General features: G+C 70.5%; 20 protein-coding genes. 13 read left to right on the top strand and 7 right to left on the bottom strand.

Annotated elements, in window-relative coordinates; translation table 11 throughout:
- Positions 1 to 26: 26 nt before the first annotated feature.
- The 6 genes from hemQ (at position 27) to hemL (ending at position 6,207) form a co-directional block, all read left to right on the top strand.
- Positions 27 to 731 (top strand): hydrogen peroxide-dependent heme synthase, encoded by a 705-nt coding sequence (hemQ, locus tag AB8M85_RS06480; RefSeq protein WP_372697960.1) that lies wholly within the window; start codon positions 27 to 29, stop codon positions 729 to 731.
- A gap of 53 nt (positions 732 to 784) precedes the next feature.
- Positions 785 to 1,939: a ferrochelatase gene (locus AB8M85_RS06475; RefSeq protein WP_372698538.1), complete on the top strand. Its 1,155-nt coding sequence runs from the start codon at positions 785 to 787 to the stop codon at positions 1,937 to 1,939.
- Positions 1,940 to 2,022: 83 nt separating this feature from the next.
- Positions 2,023 to 2,949 (top strand): hydroxymethylbilane synthase, encoded by a 927-nt coding sequence (gene hemC, locus AB8M85_RS06470; protein ID WP_372698537.1) that lies wholly within the window; start codon positions 2,023 to 2,025, stop codon positions 2,947 to 2,949.
- The gene (locus AB8M85_RS06465; protein WP_372697959.1) at positions 2,950 to 3,831 is read left to right on the top strand and encodes a uroporphyrinogen-III synthase; all 882 of its coding nucleotides are present in this window, start codon (positions 2,950 to 2,952) and stop codon (positions 3,829 to 3,831) included.
- A gap of 76 nt (positions 3,832 to 3,907) precedes the next feature.
- Positions 3,908 to 4,891 (top strand): porphobilinogen synthase, encoded by a 984-nt coding sequence (hemB, locus tag AB8M85_RS06460; RefSeq protein WP_372697958.1) that lies wholly within the window; start codon positions 3,908 to 3,910, stop codon positions 4,889 to 4,891.
- 2 nt (positions 4,892 to 4,893) lie between these two features.
- A complete protein-coding gene (hemL, locus tag AB8M85_RS06455; RefSeq protein ID WP_372697957.1) occupies positions 4,894 to 6,207 on the top strand; it encodes a glutamate-1-semialdehyde 2,1-aminomutase in 1,314 nt (437 codons plus the stop codon).
- Between the two features lie 85 nt (positions 6,208 to 6,292).
- Here hemL and AB8M85_RS06450 read toward each other — a convergent pair whose 3' ends face one another.
- The 4 genes from AB8M85_RS06450 to AB8M85_RS06435 form a co-directional block, all read right to left on the bottom strand.
- The gene (locus tag AB8M85_RS06450; protein WP_372697956.1) at positions 6,293 to 6,952 is read right to left on the bottom strand and encodes a methionine ABC transporter permease; all 660 of its coding nucleotides are present in this window, start codon (positions 6,950 to 6,952) and stop codon (positions 6,293 to 6,295) included.
- Positions 6,949 to 8,043 carry a methionine ABC transporter ATP-binding protein gene (locus AB8M85_RS06445; RefSeq protein ID WP_372697955.1) on the bottom strand — a complete coding sequence of 365 codons (1,095 nt, stop codon included), beginning with the start codon at positions 8,041 to 8,043 and terminating at the stop codon, positions 6,949 to 6,951. Before AB8M85_RS06445 ends, AB8M85_RS06450 begins: the two co-directional genes overlap by 4 nt.
- A gap of 114 nt (positions 8,044 to 8,157) precedes the next feature.
- Positions 8,158 to 9,063, bottom strand: a complete 906-nt coding sequence (locus AB8M85_RS06440) for a MetQ/NlpA family ABC transporter substrate-binding protein (RefSeq protein WP_372697954.1) — start codon at positions 9,061 to 9,063, stop codon at positions 8,158 to 8,160.
- A 331-nt stretch (positions 9,064 to 9,394) separates the two neighbouring features.
- Positions 9,395 to 10,075 (bottom strand): 3'-5' exonuclease, encoded by a 681-nt coding sequence (locus AB8M85_RS06435; RefSeq protein WP_372697953.1) that lies wholly within the window; start codon positions 10,073 to 10,075, stop codon positions 9,395 to 9,397.
- Positions 10,076 to 10,145: 70 nt separating this feature from the next.
- On the opposite strand from AB8M85_RS06435, the gene AB8M85_RS06430 reads away from it, so the two are divergent.
- Genes AB8M85_RS06430 through AB8M85_RS06420 form a run of 3 tightly spaced genes read left to right on the top strand, consistent with a single transcriptional unit; the run spans position 10,146 to position 17,199 of the window.
- The gene (locus AB8M85_RS06430; RefSeq protein ID WP_372697952.1) at positions 10,146 to 10,526 is read left to right on the top strand and encodes an MGMT family protein; all 381 of its coding nucleotides are present in this window, start codon (positions 10,146 to 10,148) and stop codon (positions 10,524 to 10,526) included.
- A gap of 8 nt (positions 10,527 to 10,534) precedes the next feature.
- On the top strand, positions 10,535 to 13,801 hold the full coding sequence (locus AB8M85_RS06425; protein ID WP_372697951.1) for an ATP-dependent helicase: 3,267 nt from the start codon (positions 10,535 to 10,537) through the stop codon (positions 13,799 to 13,801).
- On the top strand, positions 13,798 to 17,199 hold the full coding sequence (locus tag AB8M85_RS06420; RefSeq protein ID WP_372697950.1) for an ATP-dependent DNA helicase: 3,402 nt from the start codon (positions 13,798 to 13,800) through the stop codon (positions 17,197 to 17,199). Before AB8M85_RS06425 ends, AB8M85_RS06420 begins: the two co-directional genes overlap by 4 nt.
- Positions 17,200 to 17,202: 3 nt before the next feature.
- Here AB8M85_RS06420 and AB8M85_RS06415 read toward each other — a convergent pair whose 3' ends face one another.
- Positions 17,203 to 18,750 carry a phosphotransferase gene (locus tag AB8M85_RS06415; RefSeq protein WP_372697949.1) on the bottom strand — a complete coding sequence of 516 codons (1,548 nt, stop codon included), beginning with the start codon at positions 18,748 to 18,750 and terminating at the stop codon, positions 17,203 to 17,205.
- Positions 18,751 to 18,953: 203 nt separating this feature from the next.
- Here AB8M85_RS06415 and nudC point away from each other — a divergent pair, with 203 nt between their 5' ends.
- Together nudC and AB8M85_RS06405 are read left to right on the top strand one after the other, a co-directional pair.
- The gene (gene nudC, locus AB8M85_RS06410) at positions 18,954 to 19,904 is read left to right on the top strand and encodes an NAD(+) diphosphatase (protein WP_372697948.1); all 951 of its coding nucleotides are present in this window, start codon (positions 18,954 to 18,956) and stop codon (positions 19,902 to 19,904) included.
- Between the two features lie 4 nt (positions 19,905 to 19,908).
- Complete coding sequence (locus tag AB8M85_RS06405) at positions 19,909 to 22,029, top strand: ATP-dependent DNA helicase UvrD2 (protein ID WP_372697947.1); 2,121 nt, start codon at positions 19,909 to 19,911, stop codon at positions 22,027 to 22,029.
- 12 nt (positions 22,030 to 22,041) lie between these two features.
- Here the strand turns inward: AB8M85_RS06405 and AB8M85_RS06400 are convergent, their stop codons facing one another.
- Complete coding sequence (locus AB8M85_RS06400; RefSeq protein ID WP_372697946.1) at positions 22,042 to 23,058, bottom strand: TOMM precursor leader peptide-binding protein; 1,017 nt, start codon at positions 23,056 to 23,058, stop codon at positions 22,042 to 22,044.
- Between the two features lie 140 nt (positions 23,059 to 23,198).
- On the opposite strand from AB8M85_RS06400, the gene AB8M85_RS06395 reads away from it, so the two are divergent.
- Positions 23,199 to 23,873 carry a M48 family metallopeptidase gene (locus AB8M85_RS06395; RefSeq protein WP_372697945.1) on the top strand — a complete coding sequence of 225 codons (675 nt, stop codon included), beginning with the start codon at positions 23,199 to 23,201 and terminating at the stop codon, positions 23,871 to 23,873.
- Positions 23,874 to 23,928: 55 nt separating this feature from the next.
- On the opposite strand, the gene AB8M85_RS06390 is transcribed toward AB8M85_RS06395, so the two are convergent.
- Positions 23,929 to 25,392 carry a zinc-dependent metalloprotease gene (locus AB8M85_RS06390; RefSeq protein WP_372697944.1) on the bottom strand — a complete coding sequence of 488 codons (1,464 nt, stop codon included), beginning with the start codon at positions 25,390 to 25,392 and terminating at the stop codon, positions 23,929 to 23,931.
- A 156-nt stretch (positions 25,393 to 25,548) separates the two neighbouring features.
- Between AB8M85_RS06390 and AB8M85_RS06385 the strand changes: the two genes are divergently transcribed.
- Positions 25,549 to 26,661: a PDZ domain-containing protein gene (locus AB8M85_RS06385; RefSeq protein WP_372697943.1), complete on the top strand. Its 1,113-nt coding sequence runs from the start codon at positions 25,549 to 25,551 to the stop codon at positions 26,659 to 26,661.
- The last annotated feature ends 9 nt before the right edge of the window (positions 26,662 to 26,670 follow it).

The raw sequence follows: 26,670 nt of genomic DNA, 5'->3' as shown, positions 1-26,670 counted from the left end.
GAGCAGCAGAAAGTAGAGGCCACCCCGTGAGCCAAGCACCTTCCACCCCCGAGACCAGCACGCCTGACGCCGCGGAGGAAGAGCTCTTCTATACCCTGTGGACCGTGTTCAAGCGCGACTCCGACCTGGACCGCAGCGAAGGCGTCGAGGCCTTCGATGCCCTGGTCGGGGAGCTGGCCGCCACCGGCGTCGTGCTGCGCGGTACCTACGACGTCTCGGCCATGCGCCACGACGCCGACATCATGGTCTGGCTGCACGGTGCGAAGCCCGATGACCTGCAGGAGGCCGTGCGCAAGATCCGCCGCACCTACCTCTTCGCCGAGACCTCCATCGTCTTCTCCGCCATGGGCGTGCACCGCGACGCCGAATTCACCAAGAACCACTCGCCGTCCTTCGCCCTGGGCAAGGAGCCGGAGCAGTGGCTGTGCGTGTACCCGTTCGTGCGCTCCTACGAGTGGTACCTGCTCGACGCCGCAGAGCGCGGCAAGATGCTGCGCGACCACGGGCTGCTGGGCCGGGACTTCCCCCAGGTGCTTTCCAACACGGTCGCCTCCTTCGCCCTGGGCGACTGGGAATGGATCCTGGGTCTGGAGGCCCCCGAGCTGATCGACCTGGTCGACCTCATGCGCCACCTGCGCTACACCGACGCCCGCAACCACGTGCGCGAGGAGATCCCGTTCTACACCGGCAAGCGCATCGACTCCACGCAGGTCGCCGAGGTGCTCCGGTGAGCGGCGCCGACCACGTCTTCGACCCGCGCGAGGGGTACGACGCCGCCGGGCGCATGGCCCCCAAGCCGTACGACGCGATCCTGCTGGCCTCCTTCGGCGGGCCCGAGGGCCAGGAGGACGTCATCCCGTTCCTGCGCAACGTCACGCGCGGGCGCGGCATCCCGGACGAGCGCCTTGAGGAAGTCGCCACCCACTACCGCGCCAACGGCGGCATCAGCCCCATCAACGCGCAGAACCGCGCGCTGAAGGCCTCCCTGGAGGCCGAGCTCGCCGACCGCGGCATCGACGTCCCCGTCTACTGGGGCAACCGCAACTGGGACCCCTACATTCCGGAGACCCTGCAAGGGATGTACGACGCCGGACACCGCCGGGTGCTCATGTTCTCCACCAGCGCCTACTCCTCCTACTCCAGCTGCCGGCAGTACCGCGAGGACCTCGGCGTCGCCCTGCGCGAGACCGGCCTGGAGGGCAAGCTGGAGGTCGACAAGGTCCGCCAGTACTTCGACCACCCAGGCTTCGTGGACCCCTTCGCCGAGGGCGTCACCGCCGGCCTGGCCGACGTGCGCGCCCAGCTCGCCGCCGCAGGCACCCCCGACGCACCGGTGCGGATCGTCTTCGTCACCCACTCCATCCCCACCTCCGATGCCGAGGCCGCCGGCCCGCGCGATCTGGCCGCCTCCCTGGACACCGACGTGTACTCGGCCCAGCACCTGGCCGTCGGCCGGGCCATCCTGGCCCAGGTCCCCGAGGCCGCCGGGCTTGAGCACTCGCTGGTCTTCCAGTCCCGCTCCGGGGCCCCGCACGTGCCGTGGCTGGAGCCGGACATCAACGACGCCCTGGCCGAGTACCACGCCCAGGGCACCGGAGGCGTCGTCGTCGTGCCCATCGGCTTCGTCTCCGACCACATGGAGGTCCTCTGGGACCTGGACACCGAGGCCAAGGACACCTGCGCCGAGCTCGGCCTGGCGTTCAATCGGGTCCCCACGCCCGGCACGCACGCGAAGTTCGTGCGCGGCATCGTGGACCTGGTCTCCGAACGGCTCGCCAGACCCGACGGGGCCGCCCTGCTTCAAGGCCGGGCCTCCGAGGTGGAACTCGGCCCCTGGTTCGACGTCTGCCGGCCCAACTGCTGCGCCAAGGTGATGCGCGACGGCACCGTCAAGCCCACCATCGCCGCCGTCGACTCCGAGGTGGGGGTGCCCTCGTGAGCCCGCGCGACGCCCAGGCCCCCGGAGACCGCACGACGCCGGCACCCGGCTTCCGGGTCGGGACGCGCGGTTCCGCGCTGGCCATGACCCAGACGACGACCGTCGCCGACGCCCTGGCCTCCACCAGCGGCGCCGGCTACGAGCTGGTCCGCGTCAAGACCGAAGGCGATGTCACCAGCGGGCCGCTGTCCCAGCTCGGCGGCACCGGCGTGTTCGCCGCCGCCCTGCGCCTGTCGCTGCTCGACGGCGGCTGCGACGTGGCCGTGCACTCGCTCAAGGACCTGCCCACCACCCAGCCCGAGGGCCTGGTCATCGCCGCCACCCCGGCCCGCGTGGACGTCCGCGACGCCCTGTGCGCCCGTGACGGGCTGCGCCTGGACCAGCTGCCGGTCGGGGCGAAGGTCGGCACCGGGTCCCCGCGCCGCGGCGCGCAGCTGAAAGCCGCCCGACCGGACCTGCAGATCGTGGACATCCGCGGCAACGTCGGCACCCGGCTGGGCCGGGTCGCCGGCTCGGCCACCCCCGAGGACGACGGCGGGGTGGGCCGGGGCATCCAGGGCGACCTCGACGCCGTCGTGCTGGCGGCAGCGGGCCTGGAGCGCCTCGGACTCGCAGCGCACATCACCGAGTACCTCGACCCGGAGATCATGCTGCCCGCACCCGGGCAGGGATCCCTGGCCGTGGAGGTCCGCACCGCGGGAACCGGCAACCCGGAGGTCGACGCCGCCCTGCAGGCGCTCGACGACGAACCCACCCGGCTGGCCATCACCGCCGAACGCGCCCTGCTCGGCCGCCTCGAGGCCGGCTGCGCCGCACCGATCGGCGCCCTGGCCCGGCTTCTCGACGGCGACCTCGTGCTCACCAGCGTGGTCTGCGCCCCGGATGGCAGTGCGACACTGCGCCGCAGCGCCACCGCCACGGCAGCGGACCGGGACGGCGCCCACGCCGTGGGTGTTGCCCTGGCCGAGGAACTGCTCGACGCCGGGGCAGCCGAACTGGCGGGGCTCTAGGTGCCCGACCGCCCACCCCTGGCGGGCCGGACCGCGTTGCTGTTGCGCAGCGCGGACCGCGCCGGACCCACCCTCGCCGAGCTGGCAGCCCGCGGTGCGGCCACCGTGCTGTGCCCGCTGATCGACGTCGAGCTGCCCGAGGACACCACGCAGTTCGACGACGGGGTGCGGCGCCTGCTCGACGGCGGCTTCGACTGGCTCCTGCTCACCTCCCGGTCCACAGTGCAGGCGCTGTGCCGGCGGGCCGCCGAGCTCCGGCAGGCCCCCGCGGGAGCCCCCGATGCACTGGACGTGCCGCCGGCCACCCGGGTGGCCGTCGTGGGGGAGGCGACCGCCGCGGCCGCGGCAGATGCGGGCCTGCGCGTGGATTTCCGCCCGGTCCACGACCACTCGGCCCGGGGCATGCTGGCCGAATGGCCGCAGCAGGACCGCCCGTCGGCCGGCACCACGGTGTTCATGCCGCAGGCCGACCTCGCGGCACCGACCCTGGCCGACGGCCTGCGCGCGTGGGGGGCCGAGGCCCGCGTCGCCACGGCCTATTGCACTGTGGACGCCCCCGCCGATCCGGCACGCCGCCTGGCCGCACCCGGCACGGGGGAACCCCAGCCCGACCTTGGACCCGCGGAGCTGGCCGCGGCCGGCGGTGTTCCCGATGCGGTCCAGGCGGTGCTGCTCACCTCGCCGAGCATCGTGCGCCGCTACCTGGCCCTGGCCGGCGACACACCAGCCGGGATCGATGGCATCGCCATCGGCGATTCGACGGCCGCCGAAATGCGCCGCCACGGCTGGGAACCGGCCGCGGTCGCGGTCCTGCCGACCCCCGCCGGACTGGCCGATGCCTGGGAGCACGCCGTCCGCCATGCCTCCCCACCGGGCAGCTGACCCGCTGCCACCCACCCGCGCGTTCCGAACCCCGAAGTCCCCGAGTGCCCCTTGCGGCAGAAAGTCGAAGGCCACGATGTCTTTCCCCACCCACCGGCCCCGCCGGCTGCGCACCACCGCGGCGATGCGCCGCCTCGTCGCCGAAGTCGACCTGGCCCCCCGCCAGCTGATCCTCCCCGCCTTCATCCGCGAGGACCTCACCGACCCCCGACAGATCGAGTCCATGCCCGGCGTCGTCCAGCACACCACCGACTCGCTCAAGCGCGCCGCCGCCGAGGCCGCCGAGCTGGGCCTGGGCGGGCTCATGCTCTTCGGCGTCCCCGCCGTCCGTGATGCCACCGGCAGCGCCGGACTCGACCCCGATGGCGTGCTCAACCGGGCCATCGCCGACGTCCGCTCCGAGGTCGGGGACGACATCGTCGTCATATCCGACCTCTGCCTCGACGAGTTCACCGACCACGGCCACTGCGGTGTCCTGGACGCCCGGGGACGCGTGGACAACGACGCGACCCTGGAGATCTACGGCAGGATGGGCGTCGCCCAGGCCGAGGCCGGCGCCCACATGGTCGCCCCCTCGGGCATGATGGACGGCCAGGTCGCCGTCATCCGGCAGGCGCTCGACGCCGCCGGCTTCGAGGACACCCCCGTGCTGGCCTACGCCGCGAAGTACGCCTCGGCGTTCTACGGACCGTTCCGCGAAGCCGTCGACTCGCAGCTCTCCGGCGACCGCCGGACCTACCAGATGGACGCCTCCAACCGCCGCGAGGCACTCCATGAGGTCGAGCTCGACCTGGAGGAGGGCGCCGATCTCATCATGGTCAAGCCGGCCATGAGCTACCTGGACATCCTGGCCGACGTCGCCGCGATGTCCCCGGTTCCCGTCTCCGCCTACCAGATCTCGGGGGAGTACGCGATGATCGAGGCCGCCGCCGCGAACGGCTGGATCGACCGCCGGGCAGCCATCACCGAATCGGTGCTCTCCATCCGCCGCGCCGGTGCCGACACCGTCTTGACCTACTGGGCCGCCGAACTGGCCGGCTGGCTGAAGGAAGGAAACTGACCATGACCGCCTCGCAGGAACTCTTCGACAGCGCCCGCTCGCTGATGCCCGGGGGAGTGAACTCGCCCGTGCGGGCCTTCGGCTCCGTCGGCGGCGTCCCCCCGTTCATCGTCGGGGCCGACGGCGCCCACCTCACCGACGCCGACGGCAACGACTACGTCGACCTCGTCTGCTCTTGGGGGCCGGCACTGCTGGGCCACAAGCACCCCGCCGTCCAGGAGGCCGTGCACGCCGCCGTGGACCGTGGCCTGTCCTTCGGCGCATCCACCCCCGACGAGGCGGGCCTGGCCCGGCTCGTCACCGGCCGGGTCCCCGCCGTCGAACGGCTGCGCATGGTCTCCACGGGCACGGAGGCGACCATGACCGCCATCCGGCTGGCCCGCGGCTACACCGGCCGCGACCTCGTCGTGAAGTTCGCCGGCTGCTACCACGGGCACTTGGACGGCTTGCTGGCCTCCGCCGGCTCCGGCCTGGCGACCCTGGCCCTGCCCGGATCGGCCGGGGTCACCGCCGCCACCGCCGCCGAGACCCTGGTGCTGCCCTACAACGACGTCGCCGCCGTCGAGGCGGCCTTCGCCGAGCACGGGCCCCGCATCGCCGCGGTCATCACCGAGGCGGCCCCCGCCAACATGGGCGTGGTCTCCCCGGCCGAGGGGTTCAACGCGGCCCTGTCGCGGATCACCTCCGCCCACGGTGCGCTGCTGATCCTCGATGAGGTCCTCACCGGGTTCCGCACCGGCCCCGCCGGCTATTGGGGCCTGACCGGCGCCCGGGAGGGATGGACGCCGGACCTGTTCACGTTCGGCAAGGTCATCGGCGGTGGCCTGCCCACCGCCGCGCTGGGCGGCCGGGCCGAGGTCATGGACTACCTCGCCCCGCTGGGGCCTGTCTACCAGGCCGGCACGCTGTCCGGTAACCCCGTGGCGATGGCCGCGGGCATCGCGACGCTGACCCATGCTACCGAGGAGGTCTATGCGCACGTCGATGCCCGCAGCAGCCAGTTGCAGGCCGAACTGGGGGCAGCGTTGGACGCCGCAGGTGTCGACTACTCCATCCAGACGGCCGGGAACCTGTTTTCCGTGGCGTTCGGGACCTCGCGGCACGGGGTCCACGACTACGCACAGGCCCAGGGCCAGGAGGCCTTCCGGTACGCGCCGTTCTTCCATTCCATGCTGGAGTCCGGGGTCTACCTGCCCCCGAGCGTCTTCGAGGCCTGGTTCCTCTCCGCGGCCCACGACGACGCGGCCATGGAGCGCATCGTCGCTGCCCTGCCCGCCGCCGCCCGCGCCGCGGCGGCGGCCACGCCGCAGACCTAGGGCAGATCCGCCCAGGTCCCGGGCAGCCAGAAGGCGGTGTTCCCGGTCCGACCGGGAACACCGCCTTCTTCCGTGTCCGGGGGGGTTACCGGTGCAGCATGCGCTTGGCGAGGAAGTTGCCCAGCAGCTGGGCCAACTGGACGATGACCACGATGACCGCCACCGCGAGCAGGGTCACGGCGTAGTTGAACTGCTGGTAGCCGTAGGTGATGGCCAGGTCACCCAGGCCGCCGCCGCCGATGTACCCGGCCACCGCTGACATGTCCACGACACCGATGAAAATGAACGTGTAGCCGAGCACCAGCGGGGCGAGCGATTCGCGCAGCACGACATCGAACAGGACCCGCGCGCGGCTGGAGCCCATGGCCCGGGCCGCCTCGACCACACCGGGATCGACGCCGACGAGGTTCTGCTCGACGATGCGTCCCAGGACGACGGCGGTCATCAGGGTCATGGGGAAGATGGCGGCTTCGGTGCCGATCGAGGTCCCGATCACCGCCAGCGTCCACGGCCCGACCAGCGAGATGAAGATGATGAACGGGATCGGCCGCACGATGTTGATCACGAAGTTCAACACGTTGAACAGCACGGTGTTCTGCAGGATGTTCCCCGGCCGCGTGGCATAGAGCAGGATGCCGATGAGCAGGCCGAGGATGCCGCCGATGATCATCGTGATGATGACCATGAACAGGGTTTGCTGGATGGAGTCCGCCAGCTGCGGGCCCATGGTGGTCCAGTCGATCATCGCTGTGCTCCTTCGTCGTCGGCACCGCCGGCGGTGGCCACCGGCCACTGCTGCACGGTCGTGAGGTGGGACAAGCCCTCGATGAGCGCATCGAGGTCCGCATCGGGCCCCTCGAGGACGTAGGTCAGCGACCCGAAGGGACGCTGCGCGATTTCGGTCACCGAGCCGTAGACCACCGAGTCGTGGACCGCGGGGTAGGAGGCGAGCAAGGAGGAGATGTCGCGCTGGTTCGATCCTGCCCCGCTGCCGGGGGCCTCCGAAATGGTGATGGTCACCAGGCGACCCGGGTGCAGCTCCTGCAGGCGGGCCACGGTATCCGGGCTCGGCTTGTCGGCGATCGTGCTGCTGATGAACTTCCGGGTCGCGGGGTTCTGCGCAAAGGCGAAGACGTCGTACACGTGCCCGTGTTCGAGGAGCGATCCCTGCTCCATGACCGCCACGTGGTCGCAGATCGACCGGACCACGTGCATCTCGTGCGTGATTACCACGACGGTGGTGCCGAACTCCTCATTGACCCGCTTGAGCAGGGACAGGACCTCGGTGGTGGTCTCCGGGTCCAGGGCGCTGGTGGCCTCGTCGGCCAGAAGCAGCTCCGGATTGGTGGCCAGCGCGCGGGCGATGCCCACGCGCTGCTTCTGCCCGCCGGAGAGCTGGCTGGGGAACTGCCGTGCCTTGTCGGCGATCCCGACGAACTCCAGCAGCTCGGCGACCCGTGCGGCCCGTTCGGCCTTCGGCCAGCCGGCGACGATGAGCGGGTACTCGACGTTCTTGGCCACGGTGCGGGAATTGAACAGGTTGAACTGCTGGAAGATCATGCCGATGCCACCGCGCAGGCCGCGCAACTGCCTCTCGCCCATGCCGGTGAGCTCGCGGTCGTTGACGACGAGGCTGCCCCCGGTGGGCAGTTCCAGGGCGTTGATCAGGCGGACCAGGGTGCTCTTGCCTGCGCCCGAGTAGCCGATCACCCCGGTGATCGACCCCTTCTCGATGTCGAAGGTGACGTCGCGGAGTGCATGGACGGGTTTGCCCTTGGCGGCCCCGCGGCCGGGGTAGGCCTTGGAGACATTGCGGAAGCTGACGATGGAGGTCACCGCGGGTCCTTTCTCGCTGTGGATGGTGCCGTACCCGCAAAAACCGCTGCGGCCCCGGCGCCGGGTTCTCCGGCGCGGGTGCCACAGCGGCTCTGGCTGGCGGGGTCCGGTCGGTTACTTGGAACCCGTCATGTTGTCCTCGATGACCTTCAGGGCTGCCTGGAGGTCCTCGGGTGAGTTCTCCTTGAACACGCCACCGTCGCCCAGGTCCTTCTTGATGGCCTCGACAACCTCGGGATCGTGGTAAAGGGAGGCGATCTTCAGCAGGGTCGGGTTCGACTTGTCCTCGTCACGGGCGACGAACGCGTTGATGTACGGCTTGGTCGACTCGGCGGAGGGGTCGTCCTGGCTGATGATGTCGTCTTCGCTGAGCTTGGCGGCGGTGGCGAAGTTGTTGTTCACGATGGCCCCTGCCAGCGAGTTGAGGTTCTGCGCCGTCATCTTCGCGTCAACGGTGACGACCTCGACCTTCGATGCCTCGGTGTCGATCTCCGCCGGGGTCGAGGTGGAGTTCGCGCCGCCCTTGACCTGGATCAGGCCTGCGTTCTCCAGGACGATCAGCGACCGGGCCAGGTTGGTCGGGTCGTTGGGGATCGAGATCTGGGACCCCTGCGGGATCTGCTCGGGGGAGTCGTACTTCGTCGAGTACAGGGGCAGCGGGTAGACAGCCGTCGCGCCGATGGGCTGCAGGTTCTTGTTGTTCTTGGTGTTGTAGGTCGCCAGGTACTGCAGGTGCTGGAACTCGTTCAGGTCCAGCTGCTTCTGGTCCAGGGCGGGGTTCGGCTGGTTGTAGTCGGAGAAGTTCTTGAACTCGACATCGACGCCGGTCTCGTCCTTGACGACCTTCTTGTACACCTGCCAGTACGGCTCGGCGCCGTCGGCGACCCCGATGGTCACGGTCTTCAGATCGGTCGGCAGCGCTGCTGCCTCGTCGGAACCGCCGCCGCAGGCGGTCAGGCCGAGGGTGGCAACGGCTGCGACGGCAGCGAACTTGGCAAGGGACAAGCGGAACTTCGGCATGAGTGTTCTTTCCGGCTGGAAGTGACAAGCGGTCCCACGGGGGACAGCAGGGAATCGAATAATTCCATTCCACCAGCTCGCAAGTTCAACTCAAAATCGAATCGAGGAGCTAAAAACAAGAAGCTCATCGAATGTTGTTCGGCGCTTCAGCTCGTTTCAGAGAAACGCATGCGACATGGACCAGCTGGATGGAAAGAACCGCCCGTCGGGGAACGGCCACCGGGAGGGGCCGGAATTTTCGTGACGTGTCTCTCGAGGTCGCGACCTGCGATGCGCCCGGGCCGGAAGAACCGCCCTGCAGGCCACGGCCTTGCAGGCTACAGGGCGCGGTTCAGCGGACCGGCCAGGCGCCGTCGACGACGGCGGCGGGGTCCTTGCGCCGGAAGTACTCCTGCAGGCTGGCGGCCTGCTCCGCCGCCCACAGGACCTGCTGCTGGTGCAGCTCGCTGGGGTCGATGGCCAGTTCCCGCGCATACCTCAGGGCCTGGGCATCGGCGACGCCGATGGTGGCGGCCGCGTCGGCAACCGAGGTGTGGGCGTTGCGCAGTGGCACGCCGTAGTGGTCGCAGAGCGCCGCGAGCGTACGCTTTCCCCGCCGGTAGCGGTCCACGCGCTTGTCGATGATGTAGGGGTCGATCACCGGCAGGGGGGCCAGGCCCGGCACGTCGTGGCGCGCCCCCTCACGCGCCAACACCGTGAAGTCGTAGCTGGCGTTGAAGGCCATGACCGGCATGGTCTGGAACAGGTCCCGGAGATGGAGCGAGATCTCTGCGACGGCAACAGCGGGATCGACGCCGGAGGCCACCGCACGCTCGGTGCTCACGCCATGCACGGCCGAGGCCTCCTCCGGGATCGGGACGCCGGGGTTCACGAGCCATTCGCGGTGGTTGATGATTTCCTGCCGGGCGTTGACGATCACCACCGATGCGGTCACGATCCGCGCCTGCAGCGGGTCCTTGCCGGTGGTCTCGAGATCGAATGCTGCCCGGGGAAGCTGATGCCAAAGGTCCATGGCACAACGCTATCGTCCCCAGCCGACGATTCGGCGCCGGCCCCGCCGATCCGCACTTATGCTGGGAGGCATGCCACAGCCCTACGATGATGCCGTGTACCGCCTCGCCGGGGCCATCCCGCCGGGCTGCGTGCTGACGTACGGGGACATCGCCGAGCTGCTCGGTTCCGGCGGTCCACGGCAAGTCGGCGCCGCGATGTCGCAGTCCACGGGACGGAACGTGCCGTGGTGGCGGGTGGTGCGCGCCGATGGGACGCTGCCGGACGGACTGATCGAGCGGGCCAAGGAACATTGGACGGAGGAGGAGATCCCGATGCACCGAGGCAGGATACGGCTGGCAGCCGCCAGGTGGCAGCCCGACGATGCCGGGTTCGCATTCCTGGACGCCGTCGCCGCCGATCTGGCCGGCACCGCTCCGGCCACGTCCAACTGTCAGGGGCACATGCTCTGATGGAGGGCATGGAAACCACGGACCGGATTCATGAGCCCGCCCGGGACCGCATCCTCGCCCTGGAGCCCGGCCACGGGCCGGTGCTCGTCCTCGGGGCTCCGGGAACCGGGAAGACCAGCACACTGCTGGAGGTCGTCGTCCGGCGCCTTGACGCGGGGCATCCACCGGAGGCGCTGCTGGTCATTGCCCCGTCGCGGACGGCCGCCGGCGACCTGCGCGACCGGCTTTCGGCGGCCTCGGACGCGACGTTCTCCGAACCCGCGGTCCGCACCTGGGCTGCCTACGCCTTCGACCTCATCCGCAGGGCACGCCTGGAGGGCTTCCTCCCCGCGGTCGAACGCCCGCCCCGGCTGCTGTCCGGCCCCGAGCAGGACACGCTGATCGCCGAACTGCTCGCCGGCCACGCCACGGGGATCACCCGAGGCCCGGTGTGGCCGGACTCGCTGGGGGAGGCCATCGGGACCCGCGGTTTCCGCAAGGAGATCCGCGAACTCTTCGACCGGCTGGCCGAATACGGCCTCGAGGCCGGTGACCTGGAGGATCTGGGGCGGCGCTGCCTGCGCCCCGAGTGGACCGCCTCCGCGGCGCTGTACCAGGAATACCGCGACCTGCTGGATCTGGGCAGCAGCGAGGCGTTCGATCCCGCGGGACTGATCACCGCGGCGGCCGATCTCCTGGAGGGCAACCCCGGCCTGCTCGAGGACGAACGGGACCGGCTCACGCTGCTCGTGGTCGACGACTTGCAGGAAGCCAATCCGGCCCAGCACCGGCTCCTGCGGCTGCTGGCCTCCGGGCGCGACCTGCTCGCCTTTGCCTCCCCGGACAACGCGGTCCAGGGTTTCCGCGGGGCCAGGCCAGACCTGCTCGGGCGCTTCGACTCCTACTACGGCACGGACCGGCAGCCGGCAAATGCCCTGGAGCTGGACACCTCCTGGCGGATGAGACCCGCCATCGCCGAGGCGTGGACGCGGGTGGCCGGGCGGATACCCGTCACCACCGGCGGGGCCGGACGCCGCCTGCGCGAAGGAAACGCCGAGGTGGACGCACACGATGGTGACGCATCCGGGGACGTGGAACCGCCGCGGGGGAACGTCGAGGTCCATCTGGTGCAGTCCCCGGTGCACGAACTGCGCCTGGTCACCCAGCGACTCCTGGAGGAGCACCTGATGGGGGGCCGGGCCCTGGACTCGATGGCCGTGGTGGTGCGCAACGGTGGCCAGGTCGCCGCCATTTCGCGACACCTTGCGGCGCAGGGCATCCCCGTCAACGTGCCGCGGGCGGAGATGCCCTTGCGGGACGAACCGGCCGTCCGCCCCCTGCTGACGCTGTTGAAGATCGGCCTTGCGACGTCAGCCGGCCCGACCGCCCACGACACATCCCCGTCCGGGGCCGACGTCTCGGCGGCAGCACCTCCCATGCCCGAGGCGGGCACCGTCGAAGCACTCCTGGCCTCGCGGTACGGGGCCTCCAGCGCCCTGGACATCCGCCGCCTGCGCCAGGTGCTGCGCCGTCAGGAGCGCGTTGCCGGAGGCCAACGATCCAGCACCGAACTGCTCCGCGGCATCCTGGGCGACCCGTCGCGGCTGACCGGCCACGGGCGCGAAGGCCGCGGCGCCGAACGGCTGGCACGCATGCTCGCTGCCCTGGTCGATGAACTGTCCCAGCCCTCGGCCAACGCCGAGACCGCGCTCTGGGCCTTGTGGTCGGCGTCGGGCCTGGAAACCCCCTGGCGGCAGGCAGCAGTCGAGGGCGGAGCCGCCGGTGCCCGGGCGGACCACGACCTCGACGCTCTCATGGCGCTGTTCCAGGCTGCAGAACGCTTCGTGGACCAGCTGCCAGGATCCACGGTGGGGCAGTTCACCGACCACGTGCTCGGCCAGGAACTACCCATGGACACCCTGGCATCGCGCGGAGGCAGCGGGTCGTCGGTCGCCGTGGCGACGCCAGCCGGGGCAGTCGGCCACGCATGGGACCTGGTGCTGGTCCCCGGCCTCCAGGAGGGCATCTGGCCCAACACGCGGCTGCGCGGGGAACTGCTGGGTAGCAGCGCCCTGGCGGACGTCCTCGAACACGGCCCCGCGATCCTGGGACAACGCGATCCAGCCACCCGCCTGCGGGCCACCCGCGCGGACGAACTGCGGACATTCGCCAGCGCCATCTCCCGGGCCGGGCAGACCCTGGTCTGCATCGGCGTCGCCTCCGAGGACCACCAGCCCTCCCAGTTCCTTGACCTGGTCCAGCCGTGGACCAACCAGGAGGAGCCGCGGCCGATGACGACGGTTCCACGCGAACGCACCCTCGCCTCCCTGGTGGCACTCCTGCGCCAACGCCTCGAGGACGGCATCACCGTGCCCGAGCTGGAGGAAACCGCCCACGACGCCGCAGCGGTCCTGGCCCGGCTGGCCGACCAACCCGGACGGATCCGCGGCGCCCGGCCCACCGAGTGGTGGGGACTGCTCCCCGCGAGCACCGACGCCCCCGTCAACCCGCCCGGCGAGCCGGTCAGGGTCTCGCCCTCGCGCGTGCAGGCCGCCCTGGAATCACCGCTGGACTGGTTCGTCCAGGCCGCCGGTGGCGAACCGGCGACAGACCTGGCCCGCAGCCTGGGAACCCTGGTCCACGCCATCGCCGAGGACCTGCCGGCGGCAACTGGCAACGAATACCTGGAGGAGCTTGACCGGCGGTGGCCGGACCTGGACCTGCCGCCGACCTGGGAAACGGCCAAGGACCACGAACGGGCCGAGACCATGCTGCGCAAGTTGGCCCAGTACGCCATCCTGATGCGCGGCAACGACCGCGAGCTGCTGGCCCGCGAACGGGACTTCGACGTGGAGATTGCCGACGCGGATATCACCGTCCGCCTGCGCGGGGTCATCGACCGGCTCGAGGTCGATGCCGAGGGCCGCGCCTACGTCGTGGACCTCAAGACCGGCAAGTCCGCTCCGACCAAGGCCGAGGTCGAACGCAATCCGCAACTGGGCAGCTACCAGGCCGCCGTCCTCGCCGGTGCCCTCGGCCCGGAGCTGCCCACCCGGCCCGCGGGAGCCGCCCTGGTCCAGCTCGGCACCACTGCGAAGAGCCCGGGGGAGCAGGCGCAGGAACCGGTCGGCGACGACGACTGGGCCACCCCCATGGTCCTGGCCGCCGCCCGGCTGATGGCGGGCAATGGATTCCAGGCACGGCACGATCCCTCCCGGGCAGGACGAACCGGAAGCGGATGCCGCCTGCCGTCGGTATGCCCCTTGTGCGACGAAGGACGGCAGGTTACCGAATGAAGCAGCACGATCACCGGCGGTACACGCCGGAGGAGCTGGCCGACCTGCTCGGCCAACACCAGCCGACCGCCGAGCAGTCGGCGATCATCTCCTCGCCGCTGGCCCCGATGCTCGTGATTGCCGGTGCCGGGTCCGGCAAGACGGCGACCATGGCCGACCGGGTGGTCTGGCTCGTGGCCAACGGACACGTCAGGCCGGACCAGATCCTCGGGGTCACCTTCACCCGCAAGGCCGCCGGGGAACTGGCCCAGCGCATCCGGCAGCAGCTGGCACGCCTGGCCGACAGCGGAATCCTGCCGGCCACCGAGGACGAGGCCCCGCTGGAACCGGCCGTCTCGACCTACCATTCATATGCCAACACGCTCGTCCAGGACCACGGCCTGCGCATCGGCGTCGAGTCCGACACGACGCTGCTGGGCAGCGCGCAGGCCTGGCAGCTGTCCCTCAAGGTCGTCCAGGAGTACGACGGCGAATACGAGCACCTCCGCGCCGCGAAGGCGACACTGGTCGACGCCGTCGTGCAGTTCGCCGGGGAATGCGCAGAACACCTGGTCGATCCCGTCACGGCCCGCGACCATGTGCTCTCCGAGGTCGAACGCCTTGCCGCACTGCCCTACCGGGTCGGCAAGGAGACGCCCCCGGCGCAGAAGGCGACGGCGCTGCTGGACAAGCTGCGCACCCGTGCCACCATCGCCGACCTGGCGGTCCGCTATGCGCAGGCCAAGGCCGAGCGCAACGTGCTGGACTACGGCGACCTGGTCGCGCTGGCTGCCCGCATTGCCCGGACCGTCCCGACGGCGGGGGAAGCCGAACGGGAACGCTTCAAGGTGGTGCTGTTGGACGAGTTCCAGGACACCTCGCACGCGCAGATGGTCCTGTTCTCCTCGTTGTTCACCGGCGGCCATGCGGTGACCGCGGTCGGGGATCCCAACCAGTCGATCTACGGGTTCCGCGGCGCCTCGGCCGGACAGCTGTTCCGCTTCCCGCAGGAATTCCCGGCCACCGGCCCCGACGGGGGCAGGACGCCTTCGGCGGTTGCCTTCCTGACCACCGCGTGGCGCAATTCCGTCAACGTGCTCGAGGCCGCCAATGCCGTCTCCGCACCGCTCAACCGCATCGACCCGAACCGGGCCTCGCACGCGATCGCCGTCCCGCCACTGGTCCAGAGCCCCTTCGCCGGTACCGGCCGGGTCGAGTTGGCCCGGTTCCCCACCAGCGCCGACGAGGCAGCCGGGCTCGCCGGACGCCTGGTCGAAGAACGCCGTGCCTTCACGGCCGCGCACGGGGAGCCCCCGACCATGGCCGTGCTGTGCCGGACGCGGTCGGCTCTGGCCGGCATCGCCGAGGCGCTGACCCAGCGGGGCGTTCCGTACGAGATCGTCGGCCTGGGCGGATTGCTGGCGATGCCGGAAATCGTCGACGTCGTGGCCACGCTGCGCGTCCTCGTCGACCCCCTCCGGTCCGACGCGCTGCTGCGCCTGCTGGCCGGGGCCCGGTGGCGACTGGGGCCGGCCGACCTCATGGCGTTCGCGGACTGGTCACGGTTTCTGGCACGTCGTCGGGAGGCAGCCATCCGTGAGGCGCGCCAGATCGACGTCGCCACCGCGGACAGCGACGCTGCGGACAACCACGCCGAGGCGCGCAGCGAACTGGCCGAGGAGGCCAGCCTCATCGAGGCACTGGACCGCCTGCCGGCGGCCGACTGGACGTCCTCGGCCGGCCGCCAGCTGACCCCCCTTGCCCTGGAACGGCTGCAGGCGCTGCAGGCCGAGATCCGCTACCTGCGCAGCTTCGCCTCCGACGACTTGCCCACCCTGCTCCACGAGGTTGAACGCACCCTTCTGCTCGACATCGAGGTCGCGGCCAAGCCCGGCGCCGACATCCATGCCGCTCGCCGGCACCTGGACGCGTTCGCCGATGTCGCCGCTGGCTATTCCGATACCGATCTTGGTGCGGATCTGGCCGGCTTCCTCACCTGGCTCGACGCTGCCGCCGCCAAGGAAGGAGGCCTGGAAGTCGTCCAGCAGGAAGCCAGCACCGAGGCCGTGCAGCTGCTGACCATCCATGCCTCGAAGGGCCTGGAATGGGATGTCGTGGCGATCCCGAGCATGAACGAGGGCATCTTCCCCTCCTCGACCGACTCGCGCTGGACCAAGGAGGACGGGGCCTTGCCGTGGCCCCTGCGCGGTGACCGGAACGACCTGCCGCAATGGGATACGGACCAGCCGTGCCTCTTCGACGCGGTCGAGGCCGAAGCCGCCTTCCGCGCGGACGTGCTGGCACACGGCGAAGACGAGGAACGGCGGCTGGCCTACGTGGCGCTGACGCGGGCCAAGGACCTGCTGCTGTGTTCGGCCACCGTTTGGACCGGGTCGCGTTCCAAGCCCACGCAACCTTCGAAGTTCCTGCGCGAGTTGTTGCCGCTGGCCGAGGAGCCGACCCCCTGTGCTCGGGTGGCCAGCTGGTGCGCGGACGAAGACGCCCCGGAACAGAATCCCTTCCGCGAGGAGCCGTTGGAGTCGAGCTGGCCCTACGACCCGCTCGAGGGTCCGGTGGTCGTCCGGGCCGGGGTCGTCCAACCCGGGCGTGCCGGACGCAGACGGCAGCTGGAGGCCGCCGCTGCCGACGTCCAGCGGCATGTGGAGTTGCGCGGGCGCACCGGGGAGGAGGAAGCGCCGGTGGCCACTGACTTCGGACGGGCCTGGAACCACGAGGCCGGGCTCCTCCTGGCGGCGCAGCGCGAACGCGCGGCCTCGCAGGATACCACCGGCGTCCCGGAACACGTCCGGGCCTCGCTGTTCGTCGACCTGGCCACCGACGCCAGCCAGGTCCTGGAGCAACTGCGTCGTCCGGTCCCGCGCCGACCCGGGGTGGCGGCACGCAAGGGGACGGCCTTCCACGCATGGATCGAGGACTACTACGGTTCCACGGGCCTGCTGGATTTGGGCGAGTTCCCCGGGGCCGCCGACGCCTACATCGAGGAACAGTACGGGCTTGAGGAGATGAAGGCCGAGTTCCTGGCCTCCGAATGGGCCCAACGCCAACCGGCCTTCGTCGAGGTGCCGCTGGAGACCCGCGTCGGCCCGGTCAACGTCCGCGGACGCATCGATGCGGTCTTCAAGGACCGCGACGACTCCGGCCGGACCGTGTGGACGCTCGTCGACTGGAAGACCGGACGCGTCCCCACGGGCCGCGACCTGGAGATCAAGTCGCTGCAACTGGCCGTCTACCGGTTGGGGTGGTCGCGTCTGCACGACGTACCGCTAGATAGCGTGGAGGCGGCCTTTTACTACGTTGGCCGCGGAGTGACGATCAGGCCGGAACGGTTAGCGGACGCCGCCGAACTGGAGGAACTGGTCGCCGGGTCGCTGGCCGGGGCGGATACGGCCCAGCGCTAGCGGCTACTTCTCCGGGGGATCCTGGGCGGGGCGCGCCGTGCCGTTGTCGGGGTCGACGACGACCAGCGGGAGGGCGTCGGTTTCGGCCCCGGGACCGGCCGGGGCTGGCTGCTCCTCGGCAACGCCGGCAGCGGGATCATCGTCTGCGACGTCGATGTCGCGCAGGAAGGCCGGGGCGTCGTCCGTGCCGGGTTCCTCCCGGCCCTCGCCAGCCGTCGCCTGGTCCTGCTCGTCCTCGGCGTCCCGGCCAGCCTGCCCGGACGCATCGGTCCCGTTGCCCGCCGGAGCCTCGCTGTCGCCGGGAGCCTCGCTGTCGCCGGGCTCCTCGGCGGCCGCCTCCGGCTCGCCGTCGGCCCCGCCATTGCCTGGCGCACCGTCTGCCGCGTCGGCCTCGGGGGCTTTGTCCTCGGCGGGACCCCAGTGCGACACGCGGGCTTCGCCGGCCTTCGGGGGCACGGGCGGCTGCGGGGGGACCCCGGAGGGCGCCAGCGCCGCAGGGGACTGCTGCCCGCCACCATCGGCCGCGGGCTCGTCGGGTCCGGGGGTCTCCGCCGCGGGCTCCTCGGCAGCGGCGGCCGGGAGGGGTTGGCCGTTGATGTCCATGCGGGGCGGTTCGACGATGCTGAGGGGCTGGCCGCCGTATTCGGCGATGTCCTCGTCGAGGTCGCGCAGCATCTGCTCGCCCTCGGCGATGCGTTCGGCATCGTTGGTGGCCAGGCCACGGGTGAACCACTGGGCCAGGGCGAACTCCGCGGCCAGGGCGGCACGGCGCATGATGTGCGGGTCGGCCAGTTCACCGCGGGTCGCGGTGTAGGACTCCACGACGGAATCGGTGAAGGACTGTTCGTGGGCGGCGGCGAGCCAGGCGAAGTCGTCGGCGGGATCACCGATGCGCACGTCGGTCCAGCCGGTCACCGCGGCTACCTTGCCATGCTCCAGAAGCAGGTTTTCCTCGTGGAGGTCCCCGTGCACGACGCGCGGGTTGAAACGCCACAAGGCCACGTCCTCCAGGGCGTGCTCCCACCGGCGGAGCAGGCGCGGGGGGATGCGCCCGGTCGTGGCGGCCTGGTCGAGTTCGTTCAAGCGCCGTTGCCGGAACTCGTTGGCGGTGTAGACCGGCAGATCGGCCCGGTCGACCAGATCCTCGGGCAGCGCGTGTATCGCGGCGATGATCCGCCCGATGTCCGCCGCGGTGGACCCGCCGGCGGCCACCAGGTCCTCGAGGTCCATCACGGCGCCCGGGAGGTGGTTGTAGACGAACGTGCGCAGGCTTCCCTGGCGGACGGTTCCGGCGACGGACGGCAGCCGGAAGGGCAGGGACGCGCGGATCCCCGGGGTGAAGGAACGCAGGGCGGTCAGCTCCGTCTCCAGGCGCATGCTGGATTCCTCGTGGCGGGGCGAGCGGACGCGCCAGCGGTTCTGCTGCGCGTCGATAATGAGCGCCGACTCGAAGTCGTCGGGATCATCCGGGATGCCTGCGACGCCGACAGGGGTCAACCCGGGCACCGCTGCGGTCGCGATGGCGGCCAGTTCCATGGGAGATCTTTTCACGTACCCAACCGTAAGCCGAGCGGGCCCCGCAGCAGTGCGCCCCGGGCGGCGAGTCGCCGGAATCACGGGTAGTGCACAGCCAACGCGCCTGCGCCGTCCATGTCACACCGCGACACGAAGGGCCCGAAATTACCCCGGCAGGCCGTGTCCACACCGCGGGGCCCGGTGTGCGGGCTGGGGGCCAAGCTCAGTACGGTAGGGACATGACACTTCGCCAGGAACCAACTGCAGCGCCCCACCTTGACTATCCGCTCCTGGGGGACCTGCCGTTGGCCCGGACCGAGGTGGACCGCGGCTGCGAGCGGCGCATCGACGACGCATGGCTTCCGTCCCTGATGGACGACGCCGACACGCGGGTGCTCCTGTTGGCCAAGGGCCGGGCGCCGGTACATGATGGCGAGCTGGTGCTCGTGGGGTCCCGGGAGGCGCCGGCGGATGCGCGCCTGGTCTACCTGGGCCGGTCCGCGGGCCGTGAGATCGTCTTGGCGGACCTGCCGGAGGCGCCGGCTGCCGGTGTGGTCGAGGCCGATTGGCTGGGACTGCGCGATGTGGCCGCGGGCTTGGCGGCCCGGGATGCCGGGATGTTCGTCGAAGCGGTCGCCATCGCCAACTGGCATGCCACCCATACGCATTGCCCGCGCTGCGGATCGCCCACCGACATCGTGCACAGCGGGTGGGTCAGGGTCTGTCCGCGCGACGGCACCCAACACTTCCCCCGGACGGACCCGGCCATCATCGTGGCCATCACCGATGCCGACGACCGGCTCCTGCTCGGTGCCAACGCCCAGTGGGGTGGACACCGCTATTCCACCCTGGCCGGATTCGTGGAACCCGGAGAATCCCTGGAGGAAGCCGTGGTGCGCGAAGTCGGCGAGGAAGCCGGCATCCGGGTCCGGACCGCCAGGTACGCCGGATCCCAGCCGTGGCCGTTCCCGTGCTCGCTCATGCTCGGGTTCACGGCGGAGGCGGAGTCCACCGCCGTCGTGCCCGATGGCGAGGAGATCATCGACCTGCGGTGGTTCACGCGGGAGGAACTCGCCCGCGAGATCGTCGACGGGTCCGTCGGCGTCCCAGCAGGGGTCTCGATCTCCAGCGCCCTCATCGAACACTGGTACGGTGGGCCGCTGCCCGAACCACGCCAGATGGAGAACTGAACGCATGACCACGCTGGAAGAGCGCATCCTCGGCGGCCTCGACGAGGAACAGCGGACCGTCGCGACCACGCTGAATGGACCGCTCTGCGTCCTGGCCGGGGCCGGAACGGGCAAGACCCGCGCCATCACGCACCGCATCGCCTACGGAGTGCACACGGCCGTCTACAAACCGAACCAGGTCCTCGCCGTCACCTTCACCTCCCGGGCGGCCAGCGAGATGCGCACCCGGCTGCGCGACCTGGAAGCCGGAGGCGTGCAGGCCCGGACCTTCCACGCCGCGGCACTGCGCCAGCTGCAGTACTTCTGGCCCCAGGCGATTGGCGGGCAACTGCCGGCCATAGTCGACCACAAGGCGCAACTCGTGGCCGAGGCAGCACGCCGGCTGCGCATCTCCACCGACCGCGCGTCCATCCGGGACCTGGCCGCGGAGATCGAATGGGCGAAGGTCTCCATGCACACCCCGGAGGGCTACCTGGAGGCCGCCGCCGGGCGGGCGGAACCGGCCGGGCTGGAGCACCGCACTGTCGCCCGGCTCTTCCAGTCCTACGAGGACGTGAAATCCGACCGCCACGTGATCGACTTCGAGGACGTCCTACTGCTGACCGTCGGCATCCTCGACGAGGACCCGCGCGTCGCCGCCTCGGTGCGCGAGCAATACCGGCACTTCGTTGTCGACGAATACCAGGACGTCTCCCCGCTCCAGCAGCGGCTGCTGAACCTCTGGCTCGGCGGACGCGACGAGCTCTGCGTGGTCGGCGACGCCAGCCAGACCATCTATTCGTTCACCGGGGCCACTCCGGCGCACCTGCTGAACTTCACCGTCGAGCACCCGCAGGCACCTGTGGTCCGCCTGGTGCGCGACTACCGTTCCACGCCCCAGGTGGTGGACCTGGCCAACCGCCTGCTCTCCTCCCGCCGCCTCGAGCCCGGCGTCGCCGGACGGGAGGTCCAGTGGGCCGCGCCCCTGGAACTGCTGGCCCAACGCGCCGCGGGACCGGAGCCCGAATTCACCGAATGCAGCGACGACGAAGCCGAAGCCGGCCATGTCGCCCGCCGCATCCAGGCCCTGCTGGACAACGGCGTTCCCGCCGCCAGCATCGCCGTGCTCTTCCGCACCAACGGCCAATCCCAGGCCTACGAACAGGCCCTCGCCGCTGCGGGGATCGGTTACCAGCTGCGCGGCGGAGAACGCTTCTTCCAACGCCGCGAGGTCCGGGACGCGATCCTCGCCCTGCGGGCGGCATCGCGCCAACCGGCGGACGACGCCGTTCCCCAGCTGTGCCGGGACGTGCTGGCGTCGCTGGGCTATTCCCCGACGGCCCCCGCAGCCAGTGGCGCGGTACGTGAACGGTGGGAATCCCTCTCCGCCCTCGTCGCGCTCGCCGACGAACTGGCTACCGCCCGGGCCGATCGCGAAACGCCGTTCACCCTGCTGGAGTTCGTGGCCGAACTCGACGAACGAGCCGCCACGCAGCATGCACCGACCGTCCAGGGCGTCACGCTGGCCTCCCTGCACTCAGCCAAGGGCCTGGAATGGGACGCCGTGTTCCTGGTCGGGCTCAGCGAGGGGCTGATGCCCATCTCGTTCGCCGAGGACCAGGGGGACTACGACGAGGAACGCCGGCTGCTCTACGTCGGCATCACCCGTGCCCGCAAGCACCTGTCGCTGACGTGGTCGACCGCTCGGACGCCTGGCGGGCGCGCCAGCCGCAGGCCCTCGCGGTTCCTGGACGGATTGCGGCCGCAGTCCTCCAGCCGGGTGGCAGCCAGGACCCCGGGTGGCGGAGTCCGGCGGCGGAAGGCTGCCACGCCCCCAACGTGCCGGGTGTGCGGAACGCTCCTGGGCAGCGCCGCCGAACGAAAGCTCGGCCGCTGCCTGGACTGCCCGTCGACCTACGATGAGGCCGTCTACGAGGCCTTGCGTGACTGGCGGCTGCGGACGGCGCGGGAGGCCGAGGTTCCGGCCTTCGTCATCTTCACCGACGCGACCCTGATGGCCATCGCCGAGGCGATGCCCGATACGCCGACGGGCCTGTCCAAGGTCTCGGGCGTCGGGTCGGCGAAGCTCGAACGCTATGGCACGGACGTCCTCGACATCCTTGGTGCCGGTTCCGCTCCCGCCTGACGGCCCGCGGCCTCACGCCGCAGGGATCATGCAGGTACACCCAGGGTGCGGTTCGACCGGGATCCGGTGGACACCGCCGGTGGACAGGTCCACCGTCAGGACCGCATCCGCAGTGGAGGGCACGTTGACCCCGTCGAGCAGCATCATCACCTGCATGGTCGCCAACCCCGCGGCGGTTGCCGACATCGCCAACTCGGCCGTCGAGCTTCCCGAGCGGGGGGAACCGGCGGTGCGGGGCAGATCTGCGGACCGGACGTCGTCGGTGTCGGCGCAGTCCAGGCAGGTGGTCAGTCCCGGGATGACCAGTGGGCCGATGCGGGCCCACGAAGGCCCGAACAGGACCGGCAGATGCGGGATGCGGGTGGCGGCGAGGTGGTCGGCGACGCGTTCGGGCAACGTGTCGCAGGCGGTGACGATGCTCACCTGCGCCCCCAGCCCGGAGTCGTCGGGAGCTGGCTCCCACCGTGCCAGACGGGTGCGCGGCCACTGCTGTCCGAGCCGGTGCGCCACGGCGACGGTGCGTGCCTTGCCTAGGTCCGCGATGCGCAGCGGTCCCGCCCCGATGTCCCCGGCCTGGACCGGCAGGTCGTCGTGGAGGTAGAGCGCGCCGATCCCCGAGGCTGCCAGCAGCGCGGCGATGGCCTGGCCGCAGCGGCCGAGCCCCCAGATTCTGGCCGTCGAGCGGCTGCGGTTCCTGACGAGTTGGCCTGCCGACGTGGAATAGGCGCTCGAAAAGGCGGTGACATCGGGCGCCAGCGTGGCCCCCAAGGCGCCAGGGAGGCGGAAGGGTTCTTCCAGGACGGGAGCGAGCAGCTCCAGCAGCTGGTCGCGGCGGCGGGTGCCGATGGCCGCTGCTCCGTTCCCCTGCGTGCCGGCGTCCGCGGGGTTCAGATCGGGGGAGGCCAGGGACACGATGAAGTCCTGGTCGGCCGGCGTCAGCCCGGATATCCACAGCCCGTCGTCGCGCCCTCCAATTCGCAGCGATGTCTCGGATACTCTGACGACCTGAAGTTCGGGGATGATGCGCATGTTCGCCTCCAGTGATGGGTCCGGTAGGTTGCCGGTGGAGATATCCTGACAGGTCGCATCCCCCGGAAACCGGGTTTCCACAGGGGCCGGTGGGCAAGTGGCCACGGCCCGGCAACACGATGAGGAGAGAGAGGCCATTCATGCCAAAGCAACCAAAGGAGCGCGGGCTGGTCACGCCCGACGGGGTCGCGGTGAGGGTGTTGCGCTCAACCCGGCGGCGCCGAACGGTATCCGGCGTATGGAAGGACGGCACCGCGGTGATCTCGGTCCCCGCCAGCTTGAGCCTGCGCCAGGAGGACGAATGGGTCGAGCGCATGGTCCCGGACATCCTGGCACGCCGGGCGCGCGCCCTGGAGCGTTACGGCGCGGGGGCGGATGACGAGCTGATGCAGCGCGCCCGCGAACTTGACCGCAAGCACCTCGGAGGACGGGCGGAACCGCTGTCGGTGCGCTGGGTGACCAACCAGACCTCGAGGTGGGGATCGGCCTCTCCCGGGGACGGGACCATCCGCCTGAACCACCGGTTGCAGCGGATGCCCCGCTGGGTGCAGGACTACATCCTGGTCCACGAGCTGGCCCACCTCATCGCCGAGGACGGGCACGGCCCGCAGTTCAAGGCGCTCGAGGACCGCTATGGGCGCAAGGCAGAGGCCAAGGCGTATCTGGCGGGCGTCAGCTTCGGCATGGCCAATCCCGACGGATCCGGGGATCTGGTGGACCCGGGGATCCAGGACGGAGCCAGGCCAACCGGGCCCTATGGCATCCCGGGCTCCGGCTGGTGGCAGGACGAAGGAGACGGGGATTGGGCCTGTTGACGCGCGGCACCGCCAGGCGGGCGGTCCCTGGTGGTGCCGCCCGCCCGGCCCAAGGTCAGCGGGTCGAGCCGGGCCCCTCGTCCGGGTCGGACCCTTCGTCATCTGCCGTGCTGTTCCGGTCGGTGTCTTCTTCGGCGTCGGGGGAGTCGTAGCCGCCGTCGAGCAGGCGGGTCAGTGCCTCGTCCAGTTCGCCGTCGGCGGCTTCGGCCAGCGCCCGCCGTGAGGAGAATCCTTCCGGATCGTCAAGGTCCGCTGCGCCCGGCATCAGGTCCGGGTGCTGCCAGATGGCGTCCCGGCCTTCGGAGCCCCGTTCTTCCTTGAGGAGCGCCCACAGGCGGGCAGCATCGCGGAGCCGGCGTGGTCGAAGCTCGAGGCCGACCAGTGAAGCGAACGCCTGCTCGGCAGGACCACCGGTCGCCCGGCGGCGGCGGACCGTCTCCCGCAGTGCGGCGGCCGAGGGGAGATTGGCAGCTGCCTCGGCGACGACCTCGTCGACCCATCCCTCGATCAGGGCCAATGCCGTCTCGAGCTTGACCAGCGCTGCTTCCTGGGCACCGGTCCGCTGCGGCATGAACAGCCCTTCGGTGACCGCGCCCTTCAACGACTCGGGGTTGGACGGGTCGATGTCCCGCACGGCCTCCTCGATGCGTGACATGTCGATGTGGATCCCGCGGGCATAGTCCTCGATGGCGCCCAGAACGTGGGACTGCAGCCAGGGAACCCGTTGGAACAGGCGTGCGTGGGCCGATTCGCGCAAGGCCGTGAAAAGCAGGACCTCCTGCTCCGGGATATCCAGCCCCTCGCCGAAGGCCGTCACGTTCGTGGGGACCAGGGCGGGGGCATCGGTGGTCAGCGGTATGCCGATGTCCGTGGAGCCGAGCACGTCCTTGGCCAGGCCGCCGACTGCGGTGCCCAGCTGCATGCCGAACATCGCACCTCCGAGGTTCTGGAACATGCCCTGGGCCGAACCGAGCATGGCCTTCATCTCCTCGGGCACCTGGTCGCGCATGGCGGTGCTGATCGCCTGCGACACGCTGACGGCGACGGGTTCGGTGAGCTTCTTCCACCGGGGCAGGGTCTTCTCGACCCATTGGGCCCGTGAATATGAGGAAAAACCGCTGGCCGAGGCCTCGAAGGCCGTGGCCTGGTCGAGCCACATGTCGGCCAACCGCCCGGCGTCGGCGACAGCCGAGGCACGGGCCGCGGTGACGCTCGGGTCGTCGCCCGAGGCGGCCTGGCGGGCCGAATCCTGGGCCAGCTTCCAGTTGACCGGGCTGCCGTCACCGGTGGACATGGCGCCCATCATGGCCTGCATCTGTCCCATCATCGCCTGCATCGCGGCGGGATCGGAGGGCATGCCCATGGCTCCGAGCTGCTTGTGCAGGTCGGCCGCATCCACTCCCTCGGGAAGCTGGCCGCCGAAGAGGTTCGAGAGCATCTCCGCAAAGGGGTCCTTGGGGCCGGAATCGTCCGGTTCGTCTGAGCCATCGGGTCGGTTGTTCGGGGGGTTCTCTGCCATGGTTCCACGGTACCCCCGCACCACGGGAGGCCCCTATGGCTGCCCCGCCGGGTTCGCTGTCGGCACAGCGGGCACCGGCGCCCACCTTGTACTCTGGGGGAGATCGAATGCGCGCCGGCCCCGGGCCGGGCAACGCCCGGAAGGAAAACAGCCACGGTGACCGAACCGCAGCATCCCCAGGAGCCCCTCGGCCATGAGCCGGTGGCGGGACAACCACGCCAATCCAGCCGCTCCCGGAAGTCCCAGCGCCGCCTGATCACGGCGACCTGCACCGCCGTCGTCATCGGTTTCATCGCACTGGCCCTGCCCACTCCGTACATCGTGGAAGCGCCCGGCCCTGCCGTGAACACTCTGGGCAAGGTCAAGGACCGGGAGGTCATCAAGGTCAGCGGACGGAAGACGTATCCCGCGGACGGCTCCCTGGACATGACCACCGTCTACGTCATCGGCGGCGCGGAGAGCCGCATCTCCTTCTTCCGGGTGATCCAGGCCTGGGCCGATCCCCGGCAGGACGTCTATCCGGAGGAAACCATGTACCCCCGGGGCGCGACCGACGAACAGATCAGCGACCGGAACGCGGCGGAAATGGACAATTCGCAGCAAAACGCGGTCGCTGCCGCGCTCACCAGCCTGGAGATCCCCTACAGCCAGCAGCTTAGCGTCGCGGGGCTGGCCACGGACGCCAACAAGGGGGCGTTGCGCACCGACGATGTGCTCAAGGCCATCGACGGCGAGCCGATCACCGACCTGGACATGCTCAAGTCCGCCCTGCAGGCCGGTGACGGCACTCCAGAGCTGACGGTGGTGCGCGCCGGACAGGAAGTGCAGGTGGACGCCCGGACCACGACGTCGAAGGAGGGGCAACGCCAACTGGGTGTCTACCTCGGAACCCGCTACACCTTCCCCCTCGACGTGACGTTCGGACTGCCGAATGTCGGCGGGCCCAGTGCAGGCATGATGTTCGCGCTGGGGATCATCGACACGCTGACCCCAGGGGACATGACCGGGGGCAAGCAGTTTGCCGGAACCGGGACCATCGAAGCCGATGGCACGGTGGGACCGATCGGGGGGATCGCGCAGAAGCTTGTCGGTGCGCGCACCGCCGGTGCACAGTACTTCCTGGCCCCGGCCGATAACTGTGCCGATGTCGTCGGGCGCATCCCCGACGGACTCAGCGTCATCAAGGTCTCGACGTTGGACCAGGCGCGGAATGCCGTCGAATCCATTGGACAGGGTGCCGATCCGGCGTCCCTTCCCGGCTGCGGATAGCAGCCGGAG

The organism is Arthrobacter sp. JSM 101049 (assembly GCF_041679245.1).
In the GTDB taxonomy this organism is placed as follows: Bacteria; Actinomycetota; Actinomycetes; order Actinomycetales; family Micrococcaceae; genus Arthrobacter_H.
Note: the sequence above shows the minus strand (reverse complement) of the source record. Positions and strands in the feature narration are given on the sequence as shown.